Annotated in this window: 19 protein-coding genes and 1 riboswitch; of the genes, 10 read left to right on the top strand and 9 right to left on the bottom strand. The window is 65.9% G+C overall.

The window, feature by feature from the left end; genetic code table 11:
• Positions 1-244 precede the first annotated feature (244 nt).
• Entirely contained in the window at positions 245-1,696 is a 1,452-nt protein-coding gene (locus R1H25_RS07855; RefSeq protein WP_317223255.1) for an ExeM/NucH family extracellular endonuclease, read from the top strand.
• Between the two features lie 52 nt (positions 1,697-1,748).
• Here R1H25_RS07855 and R1H25_RS07850 read toward each other — a convergent pair whose 3' ends face one another.
• Complete coding sequence (locus R1H25_RS07850; protein ID WP_317223254.1) at positions 1,749-2,606, bottom strand: EamA family transporter; 858 nt, start codon at positions 2,604-2,606, stop codon at positions 1,749-1,751.
• 43 nt (positions 2,607-2,649) lie between these two features.
• On the opposite strand from R1H25_RS07850, the gene R1H25_RS07845 reads away from it, so the two are divergent.
• Together R1H25_RS07845 and zapE are read left to right on the top strand one after the other, a co-directional pair.
• On the top strand, positions 2,650-3,321 hold the full coding sequence (locus R1H25_RS07845; RefSeq protein WP_317223253.1) for a CocE/NonD family hydrolase: 672 nt from the start codon (positions 2,650-2,652) through the stop codon (positions 3,319-3,321).
• Positions 3,318-4,418: a cell division protein ZapE gene (gene zapE, locus R1H25_RS07840; protein ID WP_057500051.1), complete on the top strand. Its 1,101-nt coding sequence runs from the start codon at positions 3,318-3,320 to the stop codon at positions 4,416-4,418. Before R1H25_RS07845 ends, zapE begins: the two co-directional genes overlap by 4 nt.
• Positions 4,419-4,521: 103 nt before the next feature.
• Here zapE and R1H25_RS07835 read toward each other — a convergent pair whose 3' ends face one another.
• Entirely contained in the window at positions 4,522-5,358 is an 837-nt protein-coding gene (locus R1H25_RS07835) for a DUF2884 family protein (RefSeq protein WP_317223252.1), read from the bottom strand.
• 531 nt (positions 5,359-5,889) lie between these two features.
• Here R1H25_RS07835 and R1H25_RS07830 point away from each other — a divergent pair.
• A complete protein-coding gene (locus R1H25_RS07830; protein WP_099589792.1) occupies positions 5,890-8,292 on the top strand; it encodes a ribonucleoside-diphosphate reductase subunit alpha in 2,403 nt (800 codons plus the stop codon).
• A gap of 144 nt (positions 8,293-8,436) precedes the next feature.
• Entirely contained in the window at positions 8,437-9,456 is a 1,020-nt protein-coding gene (locus R1H25_RS07825) for a ribonucleotide-diphosphate reductase subunit beta (RefSeq protein ID WP_008264781.1), read from the top strand.
• A 132-nt stretch (positions 9,457-9,588) separates the two neighbouring features.
• Here R1H25_RS07825 and R1H25_RS07820 read toward each other — a convergent pair whose 3' ends face one another.
• Positions 9,589-10,224 (bottom strand): LysE family translocator, encoded by a 636-nt coding sequence (locus R1H25_RS07820; protein ID WP_317223251.1) that lies wholly within the window; start codon positions 10,222-10,224, stop codon positions 9,589-9,591.
• Between the two features lie 152 nt (positions 10,225-10,376).
• Here R1H25_RS07820 and R1H25_RS07815 point away from each other — a divergent pair, with 152 nt between their 5' ends.
• From R1H25_RS07815 to R1H25_RS07805, 3 genes are all read left to right on the top strand, one after another.
• Positions 10,377-10,778, top strand: a complete 402-nt coding sequence (locus tag R1H25_RS07815) for an acyl-CoA thioesterase (protein WP_049443640.1) — start codon at positions 10,377-10,379, stop codon at positions 10,776-10,778.
• A 55-nt stretch (positions 10,779-10,833) separates the two neighbouring features.
• Positions 10,834-11,649 carry an NAD-dependent protein deacetylase gene (locus R1H25_RS07810; RefSeq protein WP_317223250.1) on the top strand — a complete coding sequence of 272 codons (816 nt, stop codon included), beginning with the start codon at positions 10,834-10,836 and terminating at the stop codon, positions 11,647-11,649.
• Between the two features lie 181 nt (positions 11,650-11,830).
• Positions 11,831-12,931 (top strand): NADH:flavin oxidoreductase/NADH oxidase, encoded by a 1,101-nt coding sequence (locus tag R1H25_RS07805; RefSeq protein WP_317223269.1) that lies wholly within the window; start codon positions 11,831-11,833, stop codon positions 12,929-12,931.
• Between the two features lie 3 nt (positions 12,932-12,934).
• Here R1H25_RS07805 and R1H25_RS07800 read toward each other — a convergent pair whose 3' ends face one another.
• Positions 12,935-13,846 (bottom strand): LysR family transcriptional regulator, encoded by a 912-nt coding sequence (locus R1H25_RS07800; RefSeq protein WP_317223249.1) that lies wholly within the window; start codon positions 13,844-13,846, stop codon positions 12,935-12,937.
• A 114-nt stretch (positions 13,847-13,960) separates the two neighbouring features.
• Between R1H25_RS07800 and purU the strand changes: the two genes are divergently transcribed.
• Positions 13,961-14,812: a formyltetrahydrofolate deformylase gene (gene purU / locus R1H25_RS07795; RefSeq protein ID WP_049443651.1), complete on the top strand. Its 852-nt coding sequence runs from the start codon at positions 13,961-13,963 to the stop codon at positions 14,810-14,812.
• A gap of 98 nt (positions 14,813-14,910) precedes the next feature.
• Here purU and pncA read toward each other — a convergent pair whose 3' ends face one another.
• From pncA to R1H25_RS07770, 5 genes are all read right to left on the bottom strand, one after another.
• Complete coding sequence (gene pncA, locus R1H25_RS07790) at positions 14,911-15,537, bottom strand: bifunctional nicotinamidase/pyrazinamidase (protein ID WP_317223248.1); 627 nt, start codon at positions 15,535-15,537, stop codon at positions 14,911-14,913.
• 55 nt (positions 15,538-15,592) lie between these two features.
• Positions 15,593-16,279, bottom strand: a complete 687-nt coding sequence (locus tag R1H25_RS07785) for an epoxyqueuosine reductase QueH (RefSeq protein WP_373695555.1) — start codon at positions 16,277-16,279, stop codon at positions 15,593-15,595.
• Between the two features lie 160 nt (positions 16,280-16,439).
• A riboswitch (cobalamin riboswitch) is annotated at positions 16,440-16,655 on the bottom strand.
• Between the two features lie 69 nt (positions 16,656-16,724).
• Positions 16,725-18,713, bottom strand: coding sequence for an AAA family ATPase (locus R1H25_RS07780; RefSeq protein WP_317223246.1), 1,989 nt, complete (start codon positions 18,711-18,713; stop codon positions 16,725-16,727).
• Positions 18,714-18,983: 270 nt separating this feature from the next.
• Positions 18,984-20,393, bottom strand: coding sequence for a nicotinate phosphoribosyltransferase (locus R1H25_RS07775; protein WP_317223245.1), 1,410 nt, complete (start codon positions 20,391-20,393; stop codon positions 18,984-18,986).
• 64 nt (positions 20,394-20,457) lie between these two features.
• A complete protein-coding gene (locus tag R1H25_RS07770; RefSeq protein WP_005411941.1) occupies positions 20,458-21,507 on the bottom strand; it encodes a bifunctional nicotinamide-nucleotide adenylyltransferase/Nudix hydroxylase in 1,050 nt (349 codons plus the stop codon).
• Positions 21,508-21,701: 194 nt separating this feature from the next.
• Here R1H25_RS07770 and R1H25_RS07765 point away from each other — a divergent pair, with 194 nt between their 5' ends.
• Positions 21,702-23,594, top strand: a complete 1,893-nt coding sequence (locus R1H25_RS07765; protein ID WP_317223244.1) for a patatin-like phospholipase family protein — start codon at positions 21,702-21,704, stop codon at positions 23,592-23,594.
• The last annotated feature ends 96 nt before the right edge of the window (positions 23,595-23,690 follow it).

Genomic DNA, 23,690 nt, shown 5'->3' with positions numbered 1-23,690 from the left:
CGAAACCGCGAAACCGCCGGTAGAGTCGACTGTCAGTCGACTGCTCTTCCCAACGCCGCCGAAAAACCCGCGCTGCGCGCGATAGTCGACTGACAGTCGACGCTACCCGCCGATCGCCCAATCGCCCCGGTCGTTCTCCGTCCGCCGCCGGGGGCTTTGCCGGCCAAGGCCAAAACCGCGCGCGTCGCTGGGGTTTCGCATTTCAGGGTTAGTCTGTGCGCCTCTTCCATGGAGTCGCCCGTTGATGCGCCGCCGTTCCCTCGCCCTTGCCCTGTCCCTGCTGCTGCCGGCCGGCGCCTTTGCCCAGGCCCAGGCCCAGCCGCAGGCCGCACCGGTCGCGTCGCCCTCCACCGCGCGCAGCAGCGCCACCGTGGTGCTGACCGCCGCGCCGGCCGACTGGCGTGCGCTGGATGGCCAGCGCGTGCGCATCGCCGCACCGCTCACCCTGGCCGGTACCGACGGCCTTGAGCGCTTTGGCCAGCTCACCGTGGCCTTCGATGGCCGCCTCTGGCAGCCCACCGAAGTGGCCGCGCCGGGTACTGCCGGCTACGAGCAGGTGATGGCCGACAACCAGCGCCGCCGCCTGGTGCTGGACGACGGCAGCGATGCCCGCGACCCGGCCAGCGTGGCCTACCTGCCGGCCCACCCGGTGCTGCGCACCGGCATGCAGCTGCGCAATGTGGAGGGCATCGTGCGCGTGGACGCACAGGGCCGTCCGCGCCTGCAGGTCGAAGGCGTGCTGAAGCTGCCGGAGCTGAAGCGTCCGGCGGTGCCGACCGTGCCGGGCAGCCTGCACGTGGCGGCCTTCAACCTGGAGAACTTCTTCAATGGTGACGGCCAGGGCGGTGGCTTCCCGACCCTGCGCGGCGCACGCACCCTGGACGAGCACAAGGCGCAGGTGGCCAAGCTGGTCACCACGGTCAACGCGCTGGGCGCCGATGTCGCCGCGCTGATGGAGCTGGAGAACGATGGCTATGGTCCGCAGTCGGCCATCGCCGAACTGGTCGATGCACTCAACCGCGACCGTGGCGCGCAGGGCGACTGGCGCTTCGTCGATGCCGGCAACGGCCCGGGCGACAACCCGATCCGGGTTGGCATCATCTACCGCAGCAGCCGCCTGCAGCCGCTGGGCAAGCCGGCCACGCTGACCGGTGGCCCGTTCGTCGAGCACAGCCGCGTGCCGCTGGCGCAGGCCTTCCAGGGCAAGCAGGGTGCGCCGTTCGTGGTGGTCGCCAACCACTTCAAGTCGAAGGGCTGCCGCGACGCCGCCGGTGCCGACGCCGACCGCAATGACAACCAGGGCTGCTGGAACGCGACCCGCGTGACCTCGGCGCAGCAGCTGCATGCCTGGCTGCAGACCGACCCGACCGGTACCGGAGCCAAGGACGCCGTGCTGCTGGGTGATTTCAATGCCTACGCGATGGAAGACCCGATCCGCGCCCTGCATGACCTGGGCTGGCAGGATGCTTTCAAGGTGGCCAAGGTCGAGCATCCCTACAGCTACGTCTACAACGGCTACAGCGGCCGCCTCGACCACGCGCTGCTGAGCCCGGGCATGGCCAAGCGCCTGCGCGGTGCCGCCGAATGGCACAGCAACGCCGACGAGCAGGACGCCAGCGGTTACCAGGGTCGCAACGTGCAGGGCCCGTGGCGCAGCTCCGACCACGACCCGCTGCTGCTGGGTTTCGACAGATAAGGTTCGCCAGGCCACGCCCGGCGACTCTACAGAAGGCAGGATCGTTCCGGGCTTACCCCCAGGCGATCAACCCGATCGCCAGCACCGCCAGCGCCAGCCCGGCGCGGTTCCACTTCGTGGTGGCCTCGCCGAAGGCGAACACGCCCACCAGCGCGCCCAGCACCACCACGCCGATGTTCATCCCGGCGAACACGGTGGCCGGGCTGTCCGGCATCGACTGGTGCGCGTGCACATAGAAAAGGATGTTGCCGCCATTGAGCAGGCCCAGCAGTGCACCCGCGCCGAGGTTGCGCCAGGCCAGTCGGCTGCGGCCACTGGCGTGCCGCCACAGCTGCACTGCCAGCATCAGCACGAAGGCGACGCTGAAACTGGCCAGCACCGCCGCCATCGACGGTGTGCCCGACAGCGCCACCTGCTTGAGCAGCACGTCCACCACCGCGAACCCGGCCCAGACGCCCAGCAGCCAGCCCCAGCCACCGGGTGAGGACGCCACGGCCGGGCCGCGCGGGCGCAGGCTGATCGCCACCATCGCCAGCAGGCCCAGGCCAAGCCCGGCCAGCTTCCAGGGCGTGGCGGTCTGGCCGAAGAACAGGAAGGCGGCGGCCAATGACAGCAGCAGCGACAGCCGCTGCGCCACGTCGCTGCGGACGATGCCGGCCACCGCCACCGCGCGGCCCAGCACCAGGAAGATCGACGGCAGCACCACCGCCAGCGCCAGCAATGACAGCCACGGGGCATGCGGCGCGCGCAGTGCGTCCAGTGGCGGCTGCAGTACCACGGCGGTGAGCGTTGCGGCCACCAGATAGTTCCAGGTGACCATCTGCGCAACATCCAGCTGGCGGCGTCCGGCCACCTTCAACACCACCGAAACCAGCACGCTGCAGATCACGGCCAAGGACAGGTAGAGCATGGGGCGGGCACAGGGCAGGGGCGGGGGACGGTATCATGGTGCCATGCACAAGCCTTCGTTCCCCGTCACCCCCGGCGAAACCGCCTGCCTCGAACTGGACGGCCCGGCCGGCCCGCTGGAAGTGGTCGTCGACCTGCCCAAGGCCGATGTGCCGGTGCAGCCGATCGTGGCCATCGTCTGCCATCCGCTGTCCACCGAGGGTGGCACGCTGCACAACAAGGTGGTCACCATGACCGCCACCACCCTGCGCGAGCTGGGTATCGCCACGGTGCGCTTCAACTTCCGCAGCGTGGGTGGTTCGGCCGGTGAGTTCGACCACGGCGTGGGCGAGCAGGATGACCTGAAGGCCGTCGCCGCCTGGGTGCGCAGCCAGCGTCCGGACGACCGCCTGTGGCTGGCCGGTTTCAGCTTCGGCGCGTTCGTTTCGTTGAAGGCCGCTGCCGCGCTGCAGCCCGAAGCGCTGATCTCGATCGCGCCGCCGGCCGGCCGCTGGGACTTCGATGGCATCGCGCCGCCGGCGCGCTGGCTGGTGATCCAGGGCGAGCAGGACGAGATCGTCGACCCGCAGGCCGTCTACCAGTGGCTGGACACGCTGGATTTCCCGCATGAGCTGGTGCGCATGCCCGAGACCAGCCATTTCTTCCACCGCAAGCTGATCGATCTGCGCGGCGCACTGACCCACGGCGTCAAGCACTGGCTGGGCGCGGCGGCATGAGTGCAACCGAGTTGACCCCGTCGCAGCGGTACGCGGAAGGGGTTGCCCGTGGCGACTGGCAGAACGACCCGGCCCAGCATGCGGCGCTGGCCGAGTTGGACCGCATCCACCTGGGCCTGCTGGACAGCGCCGAGGACGGCTGGCTGGACCGCCTGTCCTCGTTCTGGAAGAAGCCCGAGCCGGTCAAGGGCCTGTACTTCTGGGGCGGCGTCGGCCGCGGCAAGACTTTCCTGGTGGACCTGTTCTACGACGGGCTGCCGATCAAGCAGAAGTACCGCACCCATTTCCATCGTTTCATGCGCAGCATCCACGAGCGCCTGCGCGAGCACCAGGGCCAGAGCGACCCGCTGGCGAAGATCGCCCAGGAATGGCGCAGCAACCTGCGCGTGCTGGTGCTGGATGAATTCTTCGTCACCGACATCGGCGATGCGATGCTGCTGGCGCGGCTGCTGGAGCGCCTGTTTGCCGAGGGCGTGACCCTGGTCACCACCTCCAACACCGCGGTGGAGAACCTGTACCTCAACGGCCTGCAGCGCGAGAGCTTCCTGCCAGCCATCGGCCTGCTGCAGCGCTTCTGCGTGGAGCTGTACGCCGAGGGCACCGAGGATTACCGGATGCGCGCGCTGACCCGCTCGCCGGTGTACCGCGCCCCTTTGGCGGCCGACAGCGACGACTGGCTGGCCACGCGTTGGAACGAATTGAGCGGCGGCCAGCCGGCCAAGCCCGGCAACATCGAGATCGAGGGCCGCAAGATCCCGGTGCGTGGCCGCGGCAAGAGCATTGCCTGGTTCGATTTCGCCGCGCTGTGCGAAGGCCCGCGCGGGCCCTCGGATTACATCGAGATCGCGCACGAGTTCAACACGGTGCTGCTGGGCGGCATTCCCGCCTTCGACCGCCTGAACGAAGATGCCGCGCGCCGCTTTGTCAACCTGATCGACGAGCTGTACGACCGCCACGTCAACCTGGTCTGCACCGCCAGCACCTCGCCGATCGAGCTGTACACCGGCCAGCGCCTGCAGGGCGCGTTCGAGCGCACCGCCTCGCGCCTGATCGAGATGCAAAGCGCCGAGTACCTGGGCACCCCGCACCGGGCGTGAGGGGTTCTGCTGGTTGTAGAGCCGAGCCCACGCTCGGCTGCTTCTGCATGATGTGCCGAAAAGGAGCCGAGCATGGGCTCGGCTCTACAGCAGCGCCGCGCAGTTATCGGGAGGGTGCAACGACATTCCCGCGCGGCCGCTCATCCGGCCCGGCCGACACATGCAGGCCCGAACCGCTGCCGTGCTCCACCCGTACGCTCTCGCCGCGCTCCAGCAGCCGCAGCGGCTGTCCCTGGTAACGCACTTCCAGCGCATCGTGGGCCTGCGCCAGTGACTGCACCAGCGGGCACAGGGCCATTGCTTTGGCTTCCAGCTGCTGGCTGCGCGCTTCCATGCGGCGGTCGACTTCGGCATCGAGGCGGTCGGCGCGGCGCTCCATGGCGCCGGCGCGGCCGGTGAACACCTGCCACAGCACGCTGCGGGTCATCGACCCGGCCATTGTCTCGGCCATCTGCTCGATGTGCGCGTCGAAGCCGTCGCCGAACGTCTCCTGCTCCCAGTAGCCTCGGCCCAGGCTGGCGTCGATCCAGGTCTGCATCTCGCCGCGCATCGCACGCATCTGGCGATTGCGGGACGTGCCGGTGATGGCCTCGAAGGCCGCGTCCAACGCATCGAAGGTGACCCCGGAGACTTCGTGGGCCAGCGCGGTGGCCGCCGGCATCAGCTGGCGGGCACCGGCCTCCATCTGCCGCAGGCGGGCGGCGTCGGCGGCGCTGACCGTGACCATCCTGCCGTCCAGGCTCAGCTCGCCGTCGTGGAACACCACTTCATGCGGCGCCTGCGGGCCATGCCGCAGCCAGATGCCGCCGCTGTCCACCAGCACGTCGTAGTCGGTATGGATGCCGCACTGGTCCGAACGCAGGTCCGGCCCTTCGGCGGCCAGCGCCGGGGCAATGAACAGGGCAGGCAGCAGGGCCAGCGCGGGCAACCGCAGGTGCATCGGAGCGTCCTTTTCCGGGAGCGAGCGGCCAGCATCCGCCGCCCGTCCGAGCGCGTCACCGGCCGGAAGTCACCCGTCCACCGGATTCCCACCGGCTGCCCACCACCTATCCACAGGGTTGTCCCTAGCCAGTTTCATCACTGTCATGTGAAGCTGTCATTGTTCCGTTTTCGCGGTGCGTTGTACCACCGCAATGACGCCTTTCGGGCTTGACTGCGCAGCCCGTTCCGGCAGGTCTGAAGCGTCTGATCCGGGCGCCGATGGCACGATCCTTGCGGCGCAAGGGATTGCCGAATTTCACTACATTTGGCGTTGACGGACCCCTTTACCCCCACTATCTTGTGGCCGTCGGTCGCAGCAACCCCAATTCCAGGGGTTGCCCGGGGTTCCCATCCGCGGTCGTCAACGGCAGTGGCAGGCGCAGGGTCTCATCCCCTGCGACGCCGTCCTGCCATCCTGGGCCGTCATGTCCCGGGCTGCGTCACCCCGATGCATCGAGCACCCCCAAATCACGCCAAGAGGACATACGCCGTGAGCACCGAATCCAGCGCCACCATCGAGAAGGAAAGCGAATTCCTGTTGACGTCGCCGCCGACGGCCAACGCGATGAGTGTGACCAAGCGCAACGGGACCACCGAACTGGTTGACCTGAACAAGATCGTGCGCGCGGTGCAGCGTTCCTCCGAAGGCCTGCACGCCGTCGATCCGATGCGCGTGGCCACCCGCACCATTTCCGGCCTGTACAACGGCGCCACCACCCGCGAGCTGGACGAACTGTCCATCCGCACCGCCGCCCTGCTGATCGGTGAAGAGCCCGAGTACGGCCGCCTCGCCGCGCGCCTGCTGGCCAACTACATCGCCAAGGAAGTCTCGGGCCAGGAAATCTATGCCTTCTCGCAGTCGGTCAGCCGTGGCCATGAAGTCGGCCTGATCAACGACCGCCTGCTGAACTTCGTGCAGACCAACGCACGCAAGCTCAACGATGCCATCGACATCTCGCTGGACCTGAACTTCGATTACTTCGGCCTGCGTACCCTGTACGACCGCTACCTGCTGCGCCACCCGCACACCCGCAAGGTGATCGAGACCCCGCAGCAGTTCTTCCTGCGCATCGCCAGCGCGCTGAGCGAGGACGTGTCCGAGACCCTGGCGCTGTACAAGCGCATGGGCAACCTGGACTACCTGCCGTCCAGCCCGACCCTGTTCAACTCCGGCACCACCCACGAGCAGCTGTCCTCGTGCTTCCTGCTGGATTCGCCGCAGGATTCGCTGGAGTCGATCTATTCCAAGTACGGCGACATCGCCCAGCTGTCGAAGTTCTCCGGCGGTATCGGCGTCAGCTACACCCGCGTGCGTTCGCGTGGCTCGCTCATCAAGTCGACCAACGGCCACTCCAACGGCATCGTGCCGTGGCTGAAGACCATGGATTCGTCCGTGGCCGCGGTGAACCAGGGCGGCAAGCGCAAGGGCGCGGCCTGCGTGTACCTGGAAACCTGGCACGCCGACATCGAGGACTTCCTCGAGCTGCGCGACAACACTGGTGACGAAGCCCGCCGTGCGCACAACCTGAACCTGGCCAACTGGGTGCCGGACCTGTTCATGAAGCGTGTCGAGGCCGACCAGGAATGGTCGCTGTTCGATCCGCGCGTCGTGCCGGAGTTCACCGACCTGTTCGGCGAAGCCTTCGAGGCCGCCTACCTGCAGGCCGAAGCCCAGGGCAAGGCCAACCGCACCATCTCCGCCCGCAAGCTGTACGCCCGCATGATGCGTACGCTGGCCGAGACCGGCAACGGCTGGATGACCTTCAAGGACAAGTGCAACCGCGCCAGCAACCAGACCCTGCGTCCGGGCAACGTGATCCACCTGTCCAACCTGTGCACGGAAATCCTGGAAGTCACCTCCAACGATGAAACCGCGGTGTGCAACCTGGGTTCGATCAACCTGGGCAACCACTTCGACGAGCACAACGAGTTCGACTTCGAGAAGCTGGCCGAGACCGTGCGCCTGGCCGTGCGCCAGCTCGACCGCGTCATCGACCTGAACTTCTACCCGATCGAAACCGCCCGCCGCGCCAACCTGCGCTGGCGTCCGGTCGGCCTGGGCTGCATGGGCCTGCAGGACGTGTTCTTCCGCAAGCGCCTGCCGTTCGACAGCGCCGAGGCCCGCGCCCTGTCGAAGAAGATCGCCGAAGCGATCTACTTCCACGCGCTGGAAACCTCCTGCGAGCTGGCCCAGGAACGCGGCAAGCACCCGTCGTTCAACGACACCCGTGCCGCCAGCGGCGAACTGCAGTTCGACGCCTGGAACGTGGTGCCGGAAGACACTGCACGCTGGGATGCCCTGCGCGCCCGCATCAAGGAACACGGCCTGCGCAACTCGCTGATGATCGCGATTGCACCGACCGCGACCATCGCCTCGATCGCCGGTTGCTACGAGTGCGTCGAGCCGCAGGTGTCCAACCTGTTCAAGCGCGAGACCCTGTCCGGTGACTTCCTGCAGGTCAACCGTTACCTGGTGAACGAGTTGAAGAAGCTGGGCCTGTGGACTGCCGACATGCGCGACGCCATCAAGCTGGCCGAAGGTTCCATCGCCGGCGTGGCACAGATTCCGGAAACGCTGCGCGAGGTCTACCGCACCGCGTGGGAGCTGCCGATGCGTTCGCTGATCGACATGGCCGCCGAGCGCGGCGCCTTCATCGACCAGTCGGCCTCGCTCAACCTGTTCATGGAAAGCCCGAACATCGGCGCGATGTCCTCCATGTACATGTACGCCTGGAAGCAGGGCATCAAGACCACCTACTACCTGCGTTCGCGCCCGGCCACCAAGATCGCCAAGACCACGGTGAGCGCTGCCGCGCCGGCCAAGGTGTTCAGCCCGGACGAAGCCATCGCCTGCTCGCTGGAAAACCCGGAAGCCTGCGAGGCCTGCCAGTAACACACCGCGCGGTGGGTGCCGACCGTTGGTCGGCACTCGAACATCTCGCACCTGTAGAGCCGAGCCATGCTCGGCTGCGGAAAAACACCCACGGTAGCGCCGGGCCATGCCCGGCGGCTCACCCAGGAATTCAAGGAAACACCCATGGCCGACAAGCCCAAGCAGATGCTGCTCGATCCCGGTTTTGAACTGACCCTGCGCCCGATGCGCTACCCGCAGTTCTATGACATGTACCGGAACGCGATCAAGAACACCTGGACGGTGGAAGAGATCAACTTCCAGATCGACATCACCGACCTGCACAGCAAGATGTCGCCGGGTGAGCGTCACCTGATCCACCGCCTGGTCGCGTTCTTCGCCACCGGCGACTCGATCGTGTCCAACAACCTGGTGCTGAACCTGTACCAGCACTTGAACGCGCCCGAAGCGCGCATGTACCTGTCGCGCCAGCTGTATGAAGAAGCGCTGCACGTGCAGTTCTACCTGACCCTGCTCGACAACTACCTGCCGGATCCGGAAGAGCGCGTCAAAGCCTTCGCCGCGGTAGAGAACATCGACTCGATCAAGAAGAAGGCCGATTTCTGCTTCAAGTGGATCGACTCGATCCAGGACCTGAAGCGCATCGAGACCCGTGCCGAGCGTCGCCAGTTCCTGCTCAACCAGATCTGCTTTGCCGCCTGCATCGAAGGCCTGTTCTTCTTCGCGGCGTTTGCCTACGTGTACTACTTCCGTTCGCGCGGCCTGCTGCCGGGCCTGGCCTCGGGCACCAACTGGGTGTTCCGCGACGAGAGCGCGCACATGGAGTTCGCGTTCGAATCGGTGCGCGTGGTGCGTGAGGAAGAGCCGGACCTGTTCGATGACGAGATGAAGCAGCAGGTCTACGACATGCTGGCCGAAGCTATCGAATGCGAAGTGCAGTTCGCCGAGGACGTTCTGTCCGGCGGCGTGGCCGGCATCTCGACCCGCGACATGCGCCAGTACCTGCAGCACTGCGCCGACCAGCACTTCGCCAAGCTGGGCATGGAAAAGAAGTACAACGTACGCAACCCGCTGCCGTTCATGGAACTGCAGGACGTGCAGGAACTGACCAACTTCTTCGAACGCCGCGTCTCGGCCTATCAGGTCGGCGTGCAGGGCGAAGTCGCCTTCGACATGAACTTCTGATCGAACCGGTCAGGCCTGTCGCAACGAAAAACCCCGGCCAACGCCGGGGTTTCTTGTTTCTGTAGCGTCGAGCCATGCTCGACTGGTCTTCGCAAACAGCAGTCGAGCACGGCTCGACTCTACAAGGAGCGGCTAGCGCCGCCCTTCCACCGCCATGCGCACCGCCAGCCCGGCCAGCACGGTGCCCATCAACCAGCGCTGCACCATCTGCCAAGTGGGGCGCGCGGCCAGGAATCCGGCGATGCTGCCGGCGGTCAGCGCGATCACGCCGTTCACGCTGACACTGACCAGGATCTGGGTGGAGCCCAGCACGATCGATTGCATCAGCACGCTGCCTTCGCTGTCCGGGTGCAGGAACTGCGGCAGCAGCGACAGGTACATCACCGCCACTTTCGGGTTCAGCAGATTGGTCAGGAAGCCCATGGTGAACAACTTGCGCGGGCTGTCCTGCGGCAGGTCACGCACTGCAAACGGCGAACGGCCGCCGGGCTTGAGTGCCTGCCAGGTCAGGTACAGCAGGTACAGCGCGCCACCGATGCGCAGCGCGTCGTAGGCGAACGGCACAGTCATCAGCAGGGCGGTGATGCCCAGTGCCGCACACAGCATGTAGAACACGAAGCCCAGCGCCACTCCGCCCAGCGAGATCAGGCCGGCCATCGGCCCCTGGCAGATCGAGCGCGAGATGACGTAGATCATGTTCGGCCCAGGGGTGAGCACCATGGCCAGCGAAACCAACGCAAAGGCCAGCAGGTCGGAAGTGGCGGGCATGGGCGGTCCTGGCAGTGGGCGTGGCGCAGTGTAACGCCTGCCGCAGGCGCGGCCTGCGCGGGCACCGCTGCCGGGTGACCGTTGTACGTGCATTCCGATGGCCATCACGCCGGTCGCTTAGAATCCGCAGCACCCCACACCGAAGCACCCCCATGACCCCGATCGCCGAGACCGTGCCGCCCACCGAAGTGCGCATGGCCGAAATCGTCTTTCCCAATCACACCAACCACCTTGGCACCCTGTTCGGCGGCCAGGCGCTGGCCTGGATGGACAAGGCCGCCTTCCTGGCCGCCGCCCGTTACTCGCGCCGTACCGTGGTGACCGCGCGCAGCGACCAGGTCGACTTCAAGCTGCCGATCCGCATCGGCCAGATGGTGGAAACCATCGGCCGCATCGTCGAAGTCGGCCGCAGTTCGATGAAGGTCGAGGTGGAACTGATCGCCGAAGACCTGCACAGCGGCGAGCGCAAGCTGTGCACCCGCGGCCACTTCGTGATGATCGCGCTGGACGAGGAAGGCCACCCGATCGCGGTGCCGCCGCTGCCGGCGGCCTGATGCGCCGGCTGAACCTGCGCTTGCGGGGGCACGGCCGCGCCCCCATCTGGCAGCCATGACCCCGCCACTGACCGACTTCATCGACCGCGCCCAGCGCCTGTTCGTGCTGACCGGCGCCGGCTGCAGCACCGCCTCGGGCATTCCCGATTACCGCGATACCGACGGTCAGTGGAAACGCACGCCGCCGGTGACCTACCAGGCCTTCATGGGCGAGGCGGCCACCCGCCAGCGCTACTGGGCGCGCAGCCTGCTGGGCTGGCCGCGCTTCGGCCTGGCCCGGCCCAACGGCACCCACCAGGCCCTGGCTGCCCTCGAACGCCGCGGCAAGCTGCAGGTGCTGCTGACCCAGAATGTGGACGGCCTGCACCAGCGTGCCGGCAGCCGGAACGTGATCGACCTGCACGGGCGGCTGGACCTGGTGCGCTGCATGGGCTGCGAGCGCCGCAGTGGTCGCGAGGAGTTCCAGCAGCGGCTGCTGGACGCCAATCCCGGCTGGGATGTGCTGGAGGCCGGCGTCGCCCCCGACGGTGATGCCGACCTGGAGACCGATTTCTCCACGTTCGTGGTGCCCGACTGCCCGCATTGCGGCGGCGTGTTGAAGCCGGACGTAGTGTTCTTCGGCGAGAACGTGCCGCGCGAACGCGTGGCGACGGTGCATGAGCACCTGCAGCAGGCCGACGCCGTGCTGGTGGTGGGCTCGTCGCTGATGGTCTATTCCGGCTTCCGCTTCGTGCAGGCCGCGGCCAGGGCAGGGCTGCCGGTGGCGGCGCTGAACCGTGGCCGCACCCGTGCCGACGACCTGCTGCAGTTCAAGGACGAGCGCGATTGCGCCGAGGCGCTGGCGTCGGTTATCGAACCACCGGCGGGGTAGAGTCGACTGTCAGTCGACTATCGCGCGCAGCGCGGGCCTTTCGACAGCCGTTGGAAAAGCAGTCGACTGTCAGTCGACGCTACCGACAACCCGTCCCCGCGAAACAGCGATCCATCCAGACGGTTGATCCAGGAGCCGCGCAGCGGTGCAATACGCACCCCCTACGTCGTTCATCACCGCCTTGAGCCAGCTGTTTTCGCCGATCTCGTTCGGTCCCCTGACCCTGTCCAACCGCATCGTCATCGCGCCGATGTGCCAGTATTCCGCCGAAGACGGCCGCGCCAGCGACTGGCACGCCATGCATCTGGGCAACCTGGCGCAGTCCGGTGCCGGCCTGCTGATCCTGGAAGCCACTGCCGTCGAACCGCGCGGCCGCATCAGCTGGGCCGACCTGGGCCTGTGGGATGACGGTACCGAAGCCGCACTGGCTCAGGTGCTGGCCAGCGTCCGCCGCTGGTCGCCGATGCCGCTGGGCATCCAGCTGGGCCATGCCGGCCGCAAGGCCTCTGTGAACCGCCCGTGGGACGGTGGTGGCCAGCTGCCGGCCGATGATGTGCGTGGCTGGGCCACCGTGGCGCCGTCGCCGCTGCCGTTCCATGCCGCCGACCCGGCACCGCAGGAACTGGATGAGGCCGGCATCGCCGAGGTCATCGCCGCCTTCGCCGCCAGCGCGGTGCGCGCCGAGCGCCTGGGCTTCGAGCTGATCGAGCTGCATGCCGCGCACGGTTATCTGCTGCACCAGTTCCTGTCGCCGCTGAGCAACCACCGCACCGATGGCTACGGTGGCTCGCTGCCGAACCGCCTGCGCCTGCTGGTGGAAGTGTTCGATGCGGTGCGTGCGGCGGTGTCCGACAAGGTCGCGGTGGGCGTGCGTATTTCCGCCAGCGACTGGGTCGATGGCGGTTGGGATCTGGTGCAGAGCGAAGCGCTGGCCCAGGTGCTGGACGCGCGCGGCTGCAATTTCCTGCATGTCTCCAGCGGCGGCCTGGACGAGCGCCAGAAGATCACCGTCGGTCCGGGCTACCAGGTACCGTTCGCAGCAGCGATCAAGGCCAAGGTGCGCATGCCGGTCATCGCCGTGGGCATGATCACCGAGCCCGAGCAGGCCGAATCGATCCTGCGCCATCGCCACGCCGATGCTGTGGCCCTGGCGCGCGGCATTCTCTACGACCCGCGCTGGCCGTGGCATGCCGCCGCCGCGCTGCGCGACAGCGTGGAACCGGCGCCGCAGTACCTGCGCTGCGAGCCGCGCGATGCGCGCGGCGTGTTCAAGACGCGCTGAGGTTCACACCCGCCAGGCCGGCGCCATGCCGGCCTGCAGGTGCTCGAACAGCGCGCGGATCTTGGCGGTGAAATCGCGGCGGTCGCTGACGCAGAAATAGACCTCCATCGGCTCCGGGCGCCATCCAGTGTCGGCGCCGAACACCGCCTGCAGGCGACCATCGCGCAGGTACGGCTCGGCCACGAAGGCGGCCAGCCGGGTGATGCCGGCACCGGCCGCGGCCAGCGTTGCCAGTGCATCGATGTCATCGCAGACCATGCTCGGCGGCAGCGCGGCGTCCACGCGCTGTCCATCCTTCAGCAGGCCCCAGCGCAGCGGCCGGCCATCGGTGGGGAAGCGGTGCAGCAGCCCGCGATGACCGCTCAGCTCGGAGGGCTGCTTCGGCGTGCCGTGTGCCTTCAGGTAGGCCGGTGAGGCACAGAACACGAAGGGCACGCGTGCCAGCTGCCGTGCGACAACGCCGTCCTCCAGCTGCGCCCCGATGCGGATGCTGGCGTCCACCGCCTCAGGACCATGCTGCACGGCGCGGTCGGTCAGGCGCAGCTCCAGCTGCAGCTGCGGGTAGCGTTGCTGCAGCGAAGGCAGCAACGGTGCCAGCACGTGGCGACCGAAGGCGCTGCTGCTGGCGATGCGCAGCGGCCCCGCCGGTTCGATGTCACCGGAGGTGACCATCGCCTGCGCGCGCGCCAGGTCGGCTTCGATGTGGCGCACCTGCGCCAGGTACAGCGCGCCGGCCTCGCTGAGGGCCAGCTGACGCGTACTTCGGTTCAGCAACCGTACGCCCAGGTGGGCCTCCAGACGGTTGATGTTCTGACCGACTGCGGTGGCGCTGATGCCAAGGATGCGGGCCGCGGCGGCAATGCTGCCGGTCTCTGCGGTGCGGGTGAAGCTGCGGATCAGTTGCAACAGGTTCATGACCGACCAGCTTGCCACGGGGAGTCCAAAGTATCGCTTGGGACTGAACCAAGCAGGTCGGTTGCATCCGTGATCATCCGGCCGCTGGGCAGGGCGCTGCCCTACACTGTGGCGATGCGCCCCGATTCCATTCTTACCCTGTCCTGCCCCGACCGCACCGGCATCGTCTACCGCGTGTCCGGCATGCTGTTCGACCACGGCTGCAACATCCTCGACGCCCAGCAGTTCGGTGATGAGGAAAGTGGCCGCTTCTTCCTGCGCGTGCACTTCGACCGCGATGCCGGCCTGCCGCTGGAGACCGTGCACGCGGCCATGGCCACGCTCGCCGAGGGCTTCGGCATGGATTGGCAGCTGCACGATGGCCGACGCCGCGCGCGCCTGCTGGTGCTGGTCAGCAAGCAGGGCCACTGCCTCAACGATCTGCTGTTCCGCGCCCACAGTGGCCAGCTGAAGGTGGACATCGCGGCGGTGGCGTCCAACCACGCCGACTTCGCGCCGCTGGCGGCGTCCTACCATGTGCCGTTCCACCACCTGCCGGTGACCGCCGATACACGCGCGGTGCAGGAGCAGCAGATCATCGACCTGGTCGAGCGCGAACGCATCGACCTGGTGGTGCTGGCGCGCTACATGCAGATCCTGTCACCCACGCTTTGCCGCGCGCTGGCTGGACGCGCGATCAACATCCACCACAGCTTCCTGCCCAGCTTCAAGGGCGCGCAGCCGTACCACCAGGCACACGCGCGCGGGGTCAAGATCATCGGCGCCACCGCGCACTACGTCACCGAGGACCTGGACGAAGGCCCGATCATCGAACAGGACGTGGCCCGCGTGGACCACGCGATGGCACCGCGCGAACTGGTGCGGCTGGGCAGCGATACCGAATCACTGGTGCTGGCACGCGCGGTGCGCCGCCATGTGGAGCACCGCATCCTGCTCAACGGGCATCGCACGGTGGTATTCCGGTAGGTGCCTTTCTGTAGAGCCGAGCCATGCTCGGCTGCAGTTCGGCCCAATGCCGTGAATCTGACGGATGAGCCGAGCATGGCTCGGCTCTACAGGGCAACTCAGACGATCGCGATCCCCGCCTTGCCCAGCGCCTCGCGCACCATCGCGTCGTTGGCTTCGGTCACCGGCCGGGTCAGCTCCCACAGGAACTTCACCCGGAAGCCGGACTTCACCGCGTCCTGCGCGCTCCACAGCACGCAGTAGTCACGGGCCAGGCCGCATACGTGCACTTCGCGAATGCGGCGTTCGTGCAGCCAGCCGGCCAGGCCGGTGGCCGGGCGCTCGCCATCGGGGCCATGGTTCTCTCGGAAGGCACTGTACGAATCCACCTGTTGGCGCGTGCCCTTGCGCAGGATCAGGTCGGCCACGGTCCAGTCCACGTCCGGGTGCAGGGCGGCACCGGCGCTGCCCTGCACGCAGTGGTCCGGCCACAGGGTCTGCGGCTGCGCATGCAGCAGGATGGTCTCGAAGGGGCGTTGGCCGGGGTGCTGGCTGGCGAACGAGGCGTGGTCGGCCGGGTGCCAGTCCTGGGTCGCCACCACGGTGCGGTAGCGGCGCTGCGCCAGCAGATCGGCAATCGGTGCCACCAGCGCATCGCCCTGATCGCAGGCCAGCGCACCGCCGGGCATGAAGTCCGGCTGCAGGTCGATCACCAGCAGGGCGACATCGGCGGGCAGGGCGGTCATGGCAGTTCCGGTACAACAGAAGGGGCGACCAGCGTGGCCGCCCCATGCCTGCACGTCAATCGCCCTGCGGCGTCTCAGCGTCCTGCCCGTAGTACAGCAGGCCGATCTTGATCCGTTCGCGCCCGTTCTCGCGGCGATGGCGGTTGGCATCGCGCAGTGAGTACACGCAGCCGCAGTATTCCTGCTGGTAGAACTGCTCGCGCTTGCTGATCTCGATCATGCGGCTGGCACCGCCGCCCTTGCGCCAGTTGTAGTCCCAGTACTGCAGGCCTTCATAGCGCGACGCGGCACGGATGCCGCAGTCGTTGATCTGCGCCATGTTCTTCCAGCGCGAGATGCCCAGCGACGAACTGATGGTGTCGTAGCCGTGCTCGTGCGCGTACAGCGCCGTGCGCTCGAAGCGCATGTCGAAGCACATCGTGCAGCGGATGCCGCGTTCGGGCTCGTTTTCCATGCCGCGGGCACGGCTGAACCAGTTGTCGGTGTCGTAGTCGCAGTCGATGAAGGGAATGCCCTGCTGCTCGGCGAAGCGGATGTTTTCCTGCTTGCGCAGTTCGTATTCCTTCACCGGATGGATGTTGGGGTTGTAGAAGAAGATCGCGTAGTCGATCCCGGAGGCGGTGATCGCCTCCATTACCTCGCCGGAGCAGGGCGCGCAGCACGAATGCAGCAGCAGGCGCTTGCCGTCGGCGGGCAGGGTCAGGGTGGGGCGTTTGAGCTCGGTCATCGTCAGGTACCGCATGGACCGCCGGCAACGGCGGTGGCCCATGCATCAGCGCGTGGGTGAACAGGTCTGGCCGGATACCGTGAACAGGACGCACGCGGCCGCATCGCCTGCACGCGCAGGACAACGACGGCCCCGGCAACCTCCCCGCGGAGATTCCAGGTCGAGTCAGGGGACGGTCGTGTCCCCCGGCCGGGGCCGGTATTCGGGCTGATGGACACGGGCCGCAGCCCACCTACTACCTGCCGCTTCCCAGGCGCGAGCCCAGTGCTGTTGGCAGGATTCGTTTCCATTCACCGCTGCGGGGCAGCTCCGGAATGGGCGCGCGAGGCGTCTTCACCGGATTCCCGTTTAAATCCCTGCCGCCATCAATGCCACGGCAGGGATACCTTCGGCGTGCCCACGGTGGACGCGTTGTGGGCGTGGGTCAAGGGGAACCATGCTTGACCCTATTGCCACCTACTCAAATCAGAGGTGCGGGAGTTGCGGGCAACGCAATCTGTACGGTGCCGGGTTGCGGAAGGCCCGCATATCGTGGATCGAGCTGCACCCCTTTCTCCCACACCCACTTCCCAAGTTCAGTTTGAGCGTGTGTCATATACGTTGCGATGTCATCGATCTCGCCAAAGGGGCCGTGAACATCCGAGTGCTGCAACTCTTGGAAAAGCTTTTGAATGATGGATTTGGCCTCCTCTGAGGCCTTTACCTGCAAGTACACGTTCAAAGGCTTGTCCTTATCAGCCTCATCTCCGTGGAGCAGCCGTTCAAAGTCAGGAATGCTAACGCGATGCCTGACTAGTATTCCAGCCTTCTGAGTGTTCCGTACCTCGTTCCATATCTTCTCGTTCTCTGTCCACATGCCATTCCCCTTGCCATTCTTGTTCTTCGGAGAGTCCAGGTCGTGAAGCACGCCGAAGTGAATCTTGAAATGGCGAAGAACTTTAATGATGGGAACGATGAGAGCTTTTCCTCTTGCGCGGATCGGCGTGACTTGGCTAGCAATTGCAGCATCTTCTTCGGTGGCCGCAGCTAGGAAGGCTGCATGCTCGGTATCGCCTTCAACGATAACGGGGTATGAGCCGAAGAAGACCTCTGAAAAGCTCGGGTCCATTTGCTGAAGTGCTTGCAGCCTGGACTTTTCATCTGCGTCAAATTCAATTTCATCCGAGCGGTATGTCTTTGTAGAGAGCGATCCAAGCTCACCTGCTGAGCGCTCTAGCCGCACGATAGTCGTGTGATCCTCAAATGGATTTACGAAGTATGGAGAGTGCGTTGTGAGCATCACCTGCCAGTCCTGACTCTTGGCAAGCTCATACAAGTATTTCTGAGCAGCGCGTGCTGCCATCGGGTGAAGCGCGTTCTCAGGTTCATCGATCAACAATAGGTATCCGGGGAAGGCGACGTCTTCCTTGTCCTCCGGAAGTGGAGCACCTTGCCCGTGTGCATCAATCTCAATCGATACTGCAGCAAGCCGAGCTTCCAAGTCAGCGACAACATCGCCCTTCTTTGGCTTTGCAATCGATTTCTTAAGGGTATCTCGCTCCTTCTCAAGGGTAGAGAGATGCTCGTTACGAGACCTATTCTGTCTCTCTAGTTCATTGTGAACCTGGAGGACTGCCCAAAAGAGGGCTCTCCTGGCGCCCGTTCCCTGAAGAGCTGCGCCAGTCCTAGTCTCGCCATCTAGAACGCTGATCTGCGATCCATTCTTCACCAGGTCGAAGAACTTGATGCTTGGAACTGCTGGTTTCAGATCGAGGCTAACGCCCAGATCAGGGAAGATTCCCTTGAATCCAGTGCTGACCCGGTCTGCGATAGAACCAAAATGCTCCATGTGGCTACTCGCCATTGCTTCCACTTGCCCTTGGATGCTCTTGACGGCAGCGCTTAGCGGAGATGACGGATCCTTGCTGGCGCGCTCAAGCTCGCGTTCAAGAGGGATCAACGCAAGCTTCAGAAGTTGATCCTGAGCACTAGTTGCATCATCGAGGGAGCCAATTCGAATTGGCTCCGGCAAGCGTGAACCAAAGACTGTGTCCAAGCCGGAAGCCTTCTCCACTTGATCCCAGTCGCCCTCGCCATTTGCAAGCTCGGGATTCCATGTCTGCCGGTTGGCATCATAGTTCGGTCCGGACCATTGCCAGCGGCTCTTTACAACTAGGTGTTCACCTTCTTTTGTCTTCCACTTCGAATGAACATTTCCAAGCCCGTCGGGAATGTGAACCCTTAGAACAACTTCCGACAATTGATCCGATGACGCGTGCTGGTGCCGGTCTGCATCAACACGAAACTTCCGGCCCTTTGCCAGTTCGTATGCATTGAGAACGGTCGACTTGCCGGCGTTATTGCGACCGACCAGACATACAATGTCGTCCAGATCTACGGTGACTCCATCGTTGCCGATGCAGCCGATGTTTCGGACTTCGATGCTTAAGAGTTTTGAGCGATTTTCCATAACAACTCCATGTAGTGGATTGAATTAGATGCTGTTGTTCTGAATCAGTGTGTAGCTTTGCCAGAGATTTGTTGTGTATATCACAGGAACACGAAGGCTTGGCCGTCCCCCGTGTTAGACCATTGTTGCAGCCGCCATTGGGAAGGAAGGCAAAACAAACCCTGCGCTAGGCGGTTTGCTGTGTGCTCTAAAGTCGGGCAATTCCACTCGATGCATGGTTCTTCGAAAGTCCCGCAGCACATTCATCGCTGGCCGAGCCGGAACACGCCCTCAAGACCCCGCCGCCGCCCGCGTGCGGATGTCGTCCATCCGCTGATCGTGCAGCAGGCGGCCGTTCTCCCACACGGTCACCATCGCGTCTTCGAAGCCGGTCGGCAGCGTTTCGTCACCGCTGGGAGGCAATGCCACCGTATGCAGGCTGCCGTCATCCAGGCGCCGCAGCAGGCGCATGCGGCCGCGCTTGCTGGCCTTGCCGGCGTCGGTGACCGGATCCTTGTAGACGTCGATCCACTCACCCTCGACCCTCGCCGCCGAGCACTTCAGTGCGAACTTCTGCGTATCGCGGTCCAGCCGCTGCAGCAGCGCACCGCCCATGCCGAAGGCTACGTTGTCGGCGGCGTAGCCGTCGTCGGTGATGCGCTGCAGGATTGCGCGGATGGTGTCCGGATTGATGCCATCGCCCTGGATCACCCGCACGTGGTTGAGCACGCGATAGCCCTTGCCGTTGATCAGGTGGCCGAAGGCTTCATCCAGCCGGCGCAGGCTTTCAGCCACCACCTCCACCGGGTCACCCGAGTCGGGACGGATGACCAGGGTAGCGCCCGAGGCGATCACTTCATCGCGCAGGGTGGTGCCCCAGTGCTCGCTGATGGCGCGGTAGATGTCATAGCTGTCCGACACCACCGCGACGATCGCACCGGGCTTGCCGAACTGGCGCAGCATGTTGCGGTAGGCGTCCACCTCGCGCTCGCGGCCCCAGCTGGTGATCGTGCTGTGCTCGGCGGCGGGAATCGAATAGCCGGCCATCGGCGCGTGATAGTGCGCGCGCGCCAGGCACAGCGCCGAGACCGTATCGGTGCCGAGGAAGTTGACCAGGTGCGCGGCACCGCCCAGCGCGGCCGATTCCAGGCTCGAGACACCGCGCGCGCCGAAGTCGTGCAGCTTGAACGGCAGCTGCCCCTGCGGGTCGTCGCTGGTCTGCTGCAGGAACGCGGCAATGGTCTGCCGTGCGTGCCAGCTGATGGTGGCCACGGTGACCGGGTACCACACGCGCAGCAGCAGCGTTTCCAGGTACGACGGCACCCAGAACGCGGCCGGATCGGTCGATTCGATGGTCATCAGGGCCTGGTGGGTGGGCACCACGCTGCCCTCGGGCACGGCGCGGATGCGCACCGGCAGGTGGCCGCCAAGCCGGTCGACGATATCGCGCCAGCCGTCCTGGTTGAACGGTTCGCCATGCGCGGCGAACACCGCAGCGGCGTCGTCGATGTCGGCGTGGGTGACCGGCCGTGCCAGCGCGTCCTTGAGGATCGCCTGCAGGCCGAAGAACACCGTGCGATCGTGCAGGCCGCCACGTGATTCGACGTAGAAGAACGTGGCATCGGTACCCGGCGGGTACTGCAGCCAGTGGCTGGCCTTGTAGCTGTCGGTGTTGAGAAGAAGATTATCGAGGTAGTGCATGACGGAAGCTCCTTCGCGTCGAGTGACACCAGCGGTCTATCCGCCAGTGGGGAGGCCGGGCCTGTCAGCCGCGGCCGAGGAAATACTCCAGGATGTGCAGGTGGTCTTCGAACAGCTGCGGGCCCATGTCCAGGGCTTCGCTTACCGGTATCCAGCGGGCCTTGTCGGCATCGTCGCCACCGCGCACCGGGGGCAGGTCACCGGCCGGGAATTCGAAGTGGAAACCGTGCGTAATGGTGCGGCCGCGCTGGCTGCGGTCGGGATGGTCGAAGACCTGCTGTCCCTTCAGCGAACCCTTCAGCACCGGCAGCGGAATCTTCAGCCGGGTCTCTTCGCGCAGTTCGCGCAGGCAGCTGTCGAGCAGGCTCTGTTCCTGGCCAACGAAGCCGCCGGGCAGCGCCCACAGCCCCTTGCCGGGTTCCGAGCGGCGCCGCACCAGCAGCACGTGGCCCGAATGCACCACCACCGCATCGGTGGTGACGAAGGTGGGCGCGTAGGGCGCATCCTTCCAGGCGGCCTTGTACTGTTCGATGAAGCGGTACTCGGCCACCAGCTGGCCATAGGCAGGCGCGCTCTTGCGGAACGCTTCGAGCATGTCGTACACCGGCGCCGGCACGTTGCCACGCAACATCAGCAGCGCGCCGTGGAAGTCGACGTCGCCGGCTTCGAACAGGTAACGCCGCAGCTCGGTGGCCGACAGGGTGGCGGTGTGCTGCACGTCCACCAGCGGCCACTGCGGGAATTCGCGCAGGTAATAGCTGGAGGCATCCTTGTCCATGCCGATCAGGCCCACCTTCGCATCGGCGGCGGCACCATCGTTGCGCAGGGCCTCGGCCACCTGGCGCTGCACGTTGGCGATCCACTGCGCTTCGTTGTAGAGGTGGTCGCGCAGCGGGCGGATCAGCAGGCGGTCGGTGTGGCCATCGAGGGCAGCCTGGATCATCACGGCGCGTTCGGCCACGGTCCAGGGATTGCGGAGGCTGCGGGGAGTATCGGCAGAACCGACCAGGAAGATCAGCTTGCGGGCCCGGCTCAGGGCCAGGCGGGCAACGGCGGCGTGGCCGTTGTGGAAGGGCTCGAATCGCCCGATGAAGACGAGATAGTCGAATTCCATGAGAATCCCTCATGTCGTTGTGGCAGCCGCGGGTCTGTCCCTTGGCTTGCTGCAGATGCTACGCCGATGGCGGGACGGGTCAAGCCTGCAGGCATGCCATCGGCTGAACGCCGCAGATTCCTGCCCGGACTGCGGTGGTGTTCTCAGGCCCTGAGAAGCCTCTGCGCCATACTGGTACCCACGCGGCGGACGGCATGCTCGGGGGCAAGACAGTGGCGGACAAGTACTGCGATCTGGTCATGAAAGGCGGCATCACCAGCGGCATCGTGTATCCCAATGCGGTACTGGCGCTGGCGCGCGAGTATCGCTTCAAGAGCATCGGCGGCACTTCGGCCGGCGCCATCGCCGCGGCGGTGGCGGCTGCGGCAGCGTGTGGTGATCGCCGTCAGCAGGCCGGCGAGCACCTGCCCGGCGATGCCGGCTATGGCGGGTTGTCGGCGGTATCGGCGCAGCTGTCGCGGCGCGGCTTCATCTACAGCCTGTTCCAGCCGGCGCGCGGCGCGCGCGCGGCCTATCGGCTGCTGGTGGTGCTGACCGGCAATGCCAGCCTGCCGCACAAGCTGCTGTGCCTGGCCGTTGCCGTGTTCGAGATCGCGCCGCTGGAAGTGCTGGTGTCGTTGGCGCTGCTGCTCGGCCTGGGCTGGTGGGGCGGTGGTTGGAGCGGCGTGGCGGCCACGCTGCTGCCGTCGCTGCTGTGTGCATATGGTGCCGGCGTAGCCGGTGCCGCGCTGCGGGTCGCGCGTGTGGCGCGGCGCAACCTGCTGGGCCTGTGCAGTGGACTCGGCCGCGATGCACGCACGCCGGCACTGACCGAGTGGCTGCACGAATGCCTGCAGCAGTTGTCCGGCAAGCCGCTGGATGCACCGCTCACCTTCGCCGACCTGCACGACGCGCCGCGCTATGCCGGCGAGCCGGACAGCCCGCATGCGATCAGCCTGCAGATGATCACCACCTGCGTGTCGCACAACGAGCCGCGTACGCTGCCGCTGGGTGGCGCGCAGTTCTGGTTCCTGCGCGAGGAATTCGAGCAGCTGTTCCCGGCCAGCGTGGTGCAGTGGCTGGTGACGCAGGCCGGCCCGCCGTTGGAGGTGGAAGGGCGGCAGTACTACCACCTGCCGCCGGGCCCGCAGCTGCCGGTGCTGGTGGCCACGCGCATGAGCCTGAGCTTCCCGCTGTTGATCAGCGCAGTGCCGCTGCACGAGCCCTCGCGGCGCGAGCGTCGCTGCGAACCGACCGCGCCGGCGGCCGACCCCGAGCACAACGTGGCCGACAGCATGGAAGGACTGACCAGCGCCGGGCAGGCTTGCGGTCCGGTGATCACCGCCTTCCGCATCTGCTGGTTCTCCGATGGTGGCATCAGCAGCAACTTCCCGATCCATCTGTTCGATGCCGCGTTGCCACGCTGGCCGACCTTCGCCATCAATCTGGTCTACCCGCAGCACGCCGAAGAGGTGAACCACGGCAGCAGTGGCCGCCAGTCGCTGGAACACGCCGTGTTCCTGCCCACCGAAAACCGACACGGCTGGCAGCGCACCTACCAGTCGATCGCCACACCGCTGGCGGCCGCCGAGCTGGGCCGCTTCCTGTTCGCGGTGGTGGCGACCATGCAGAACTGGCGCGATCTGCTGCAGGCGCGCGCGCCGGGCTACCGCGACCGCATCGTGCACGTCAGCCTGCAGGGCGACGAAGGTGGCATGAATCTGGACATGCCGCAGGAGGTGCTGTCCCGCATCGCCGACAAGGGCAGCCTGGCTGGTGCGCGCTTCTGTTCGTTCTCGTTCGAGAACCACTACTGGATCCGCTGGCGCAACCTGGCGTCGGCCTATCAGCGTTACACGCTGGAAGTGGCGCGAACCGACGACCCGGCGCAGCAGGTGCTGGCCTACCGCGCGGCGTACTCGATGGTTGCCCGCGGTGAACCGTCTCCGCCCTCGTACAAGCTGGGCTCGGAAGACAAGCGGCTGGCCTCGCAGCAGCTGTGGGGGTTGATGGTCGAGCAGGGCCGCAGCTGGGAGGACCTCGGCCCCGACCTCACTGACGGTGCACCACGCCCGCTGCCGCAGATGAAGGTGACGCCGATCTACTGACCCGGTAGTAGATCCACGCCATGCGTGGATGAATGTCCATCGAAATCGGATATTTCGAACATTCATCGAAGAGCATCCACGCATGGCGTGGATCTA

It is taken from the genome of Stenotrophomonas veracruzanensis (assembly GCF_032911525.1).
GTDB classification, from domain to species: Bacteria; Pseudomonadota; Gammaproteobacteria; order Xanthomonadales; family Xanthomonadaceae; genus Stenotrophomonas; species Stenotrophomonas africana.
This window is presented reverse-complemented; position numbering and strand designations above follow the sequence as displayed.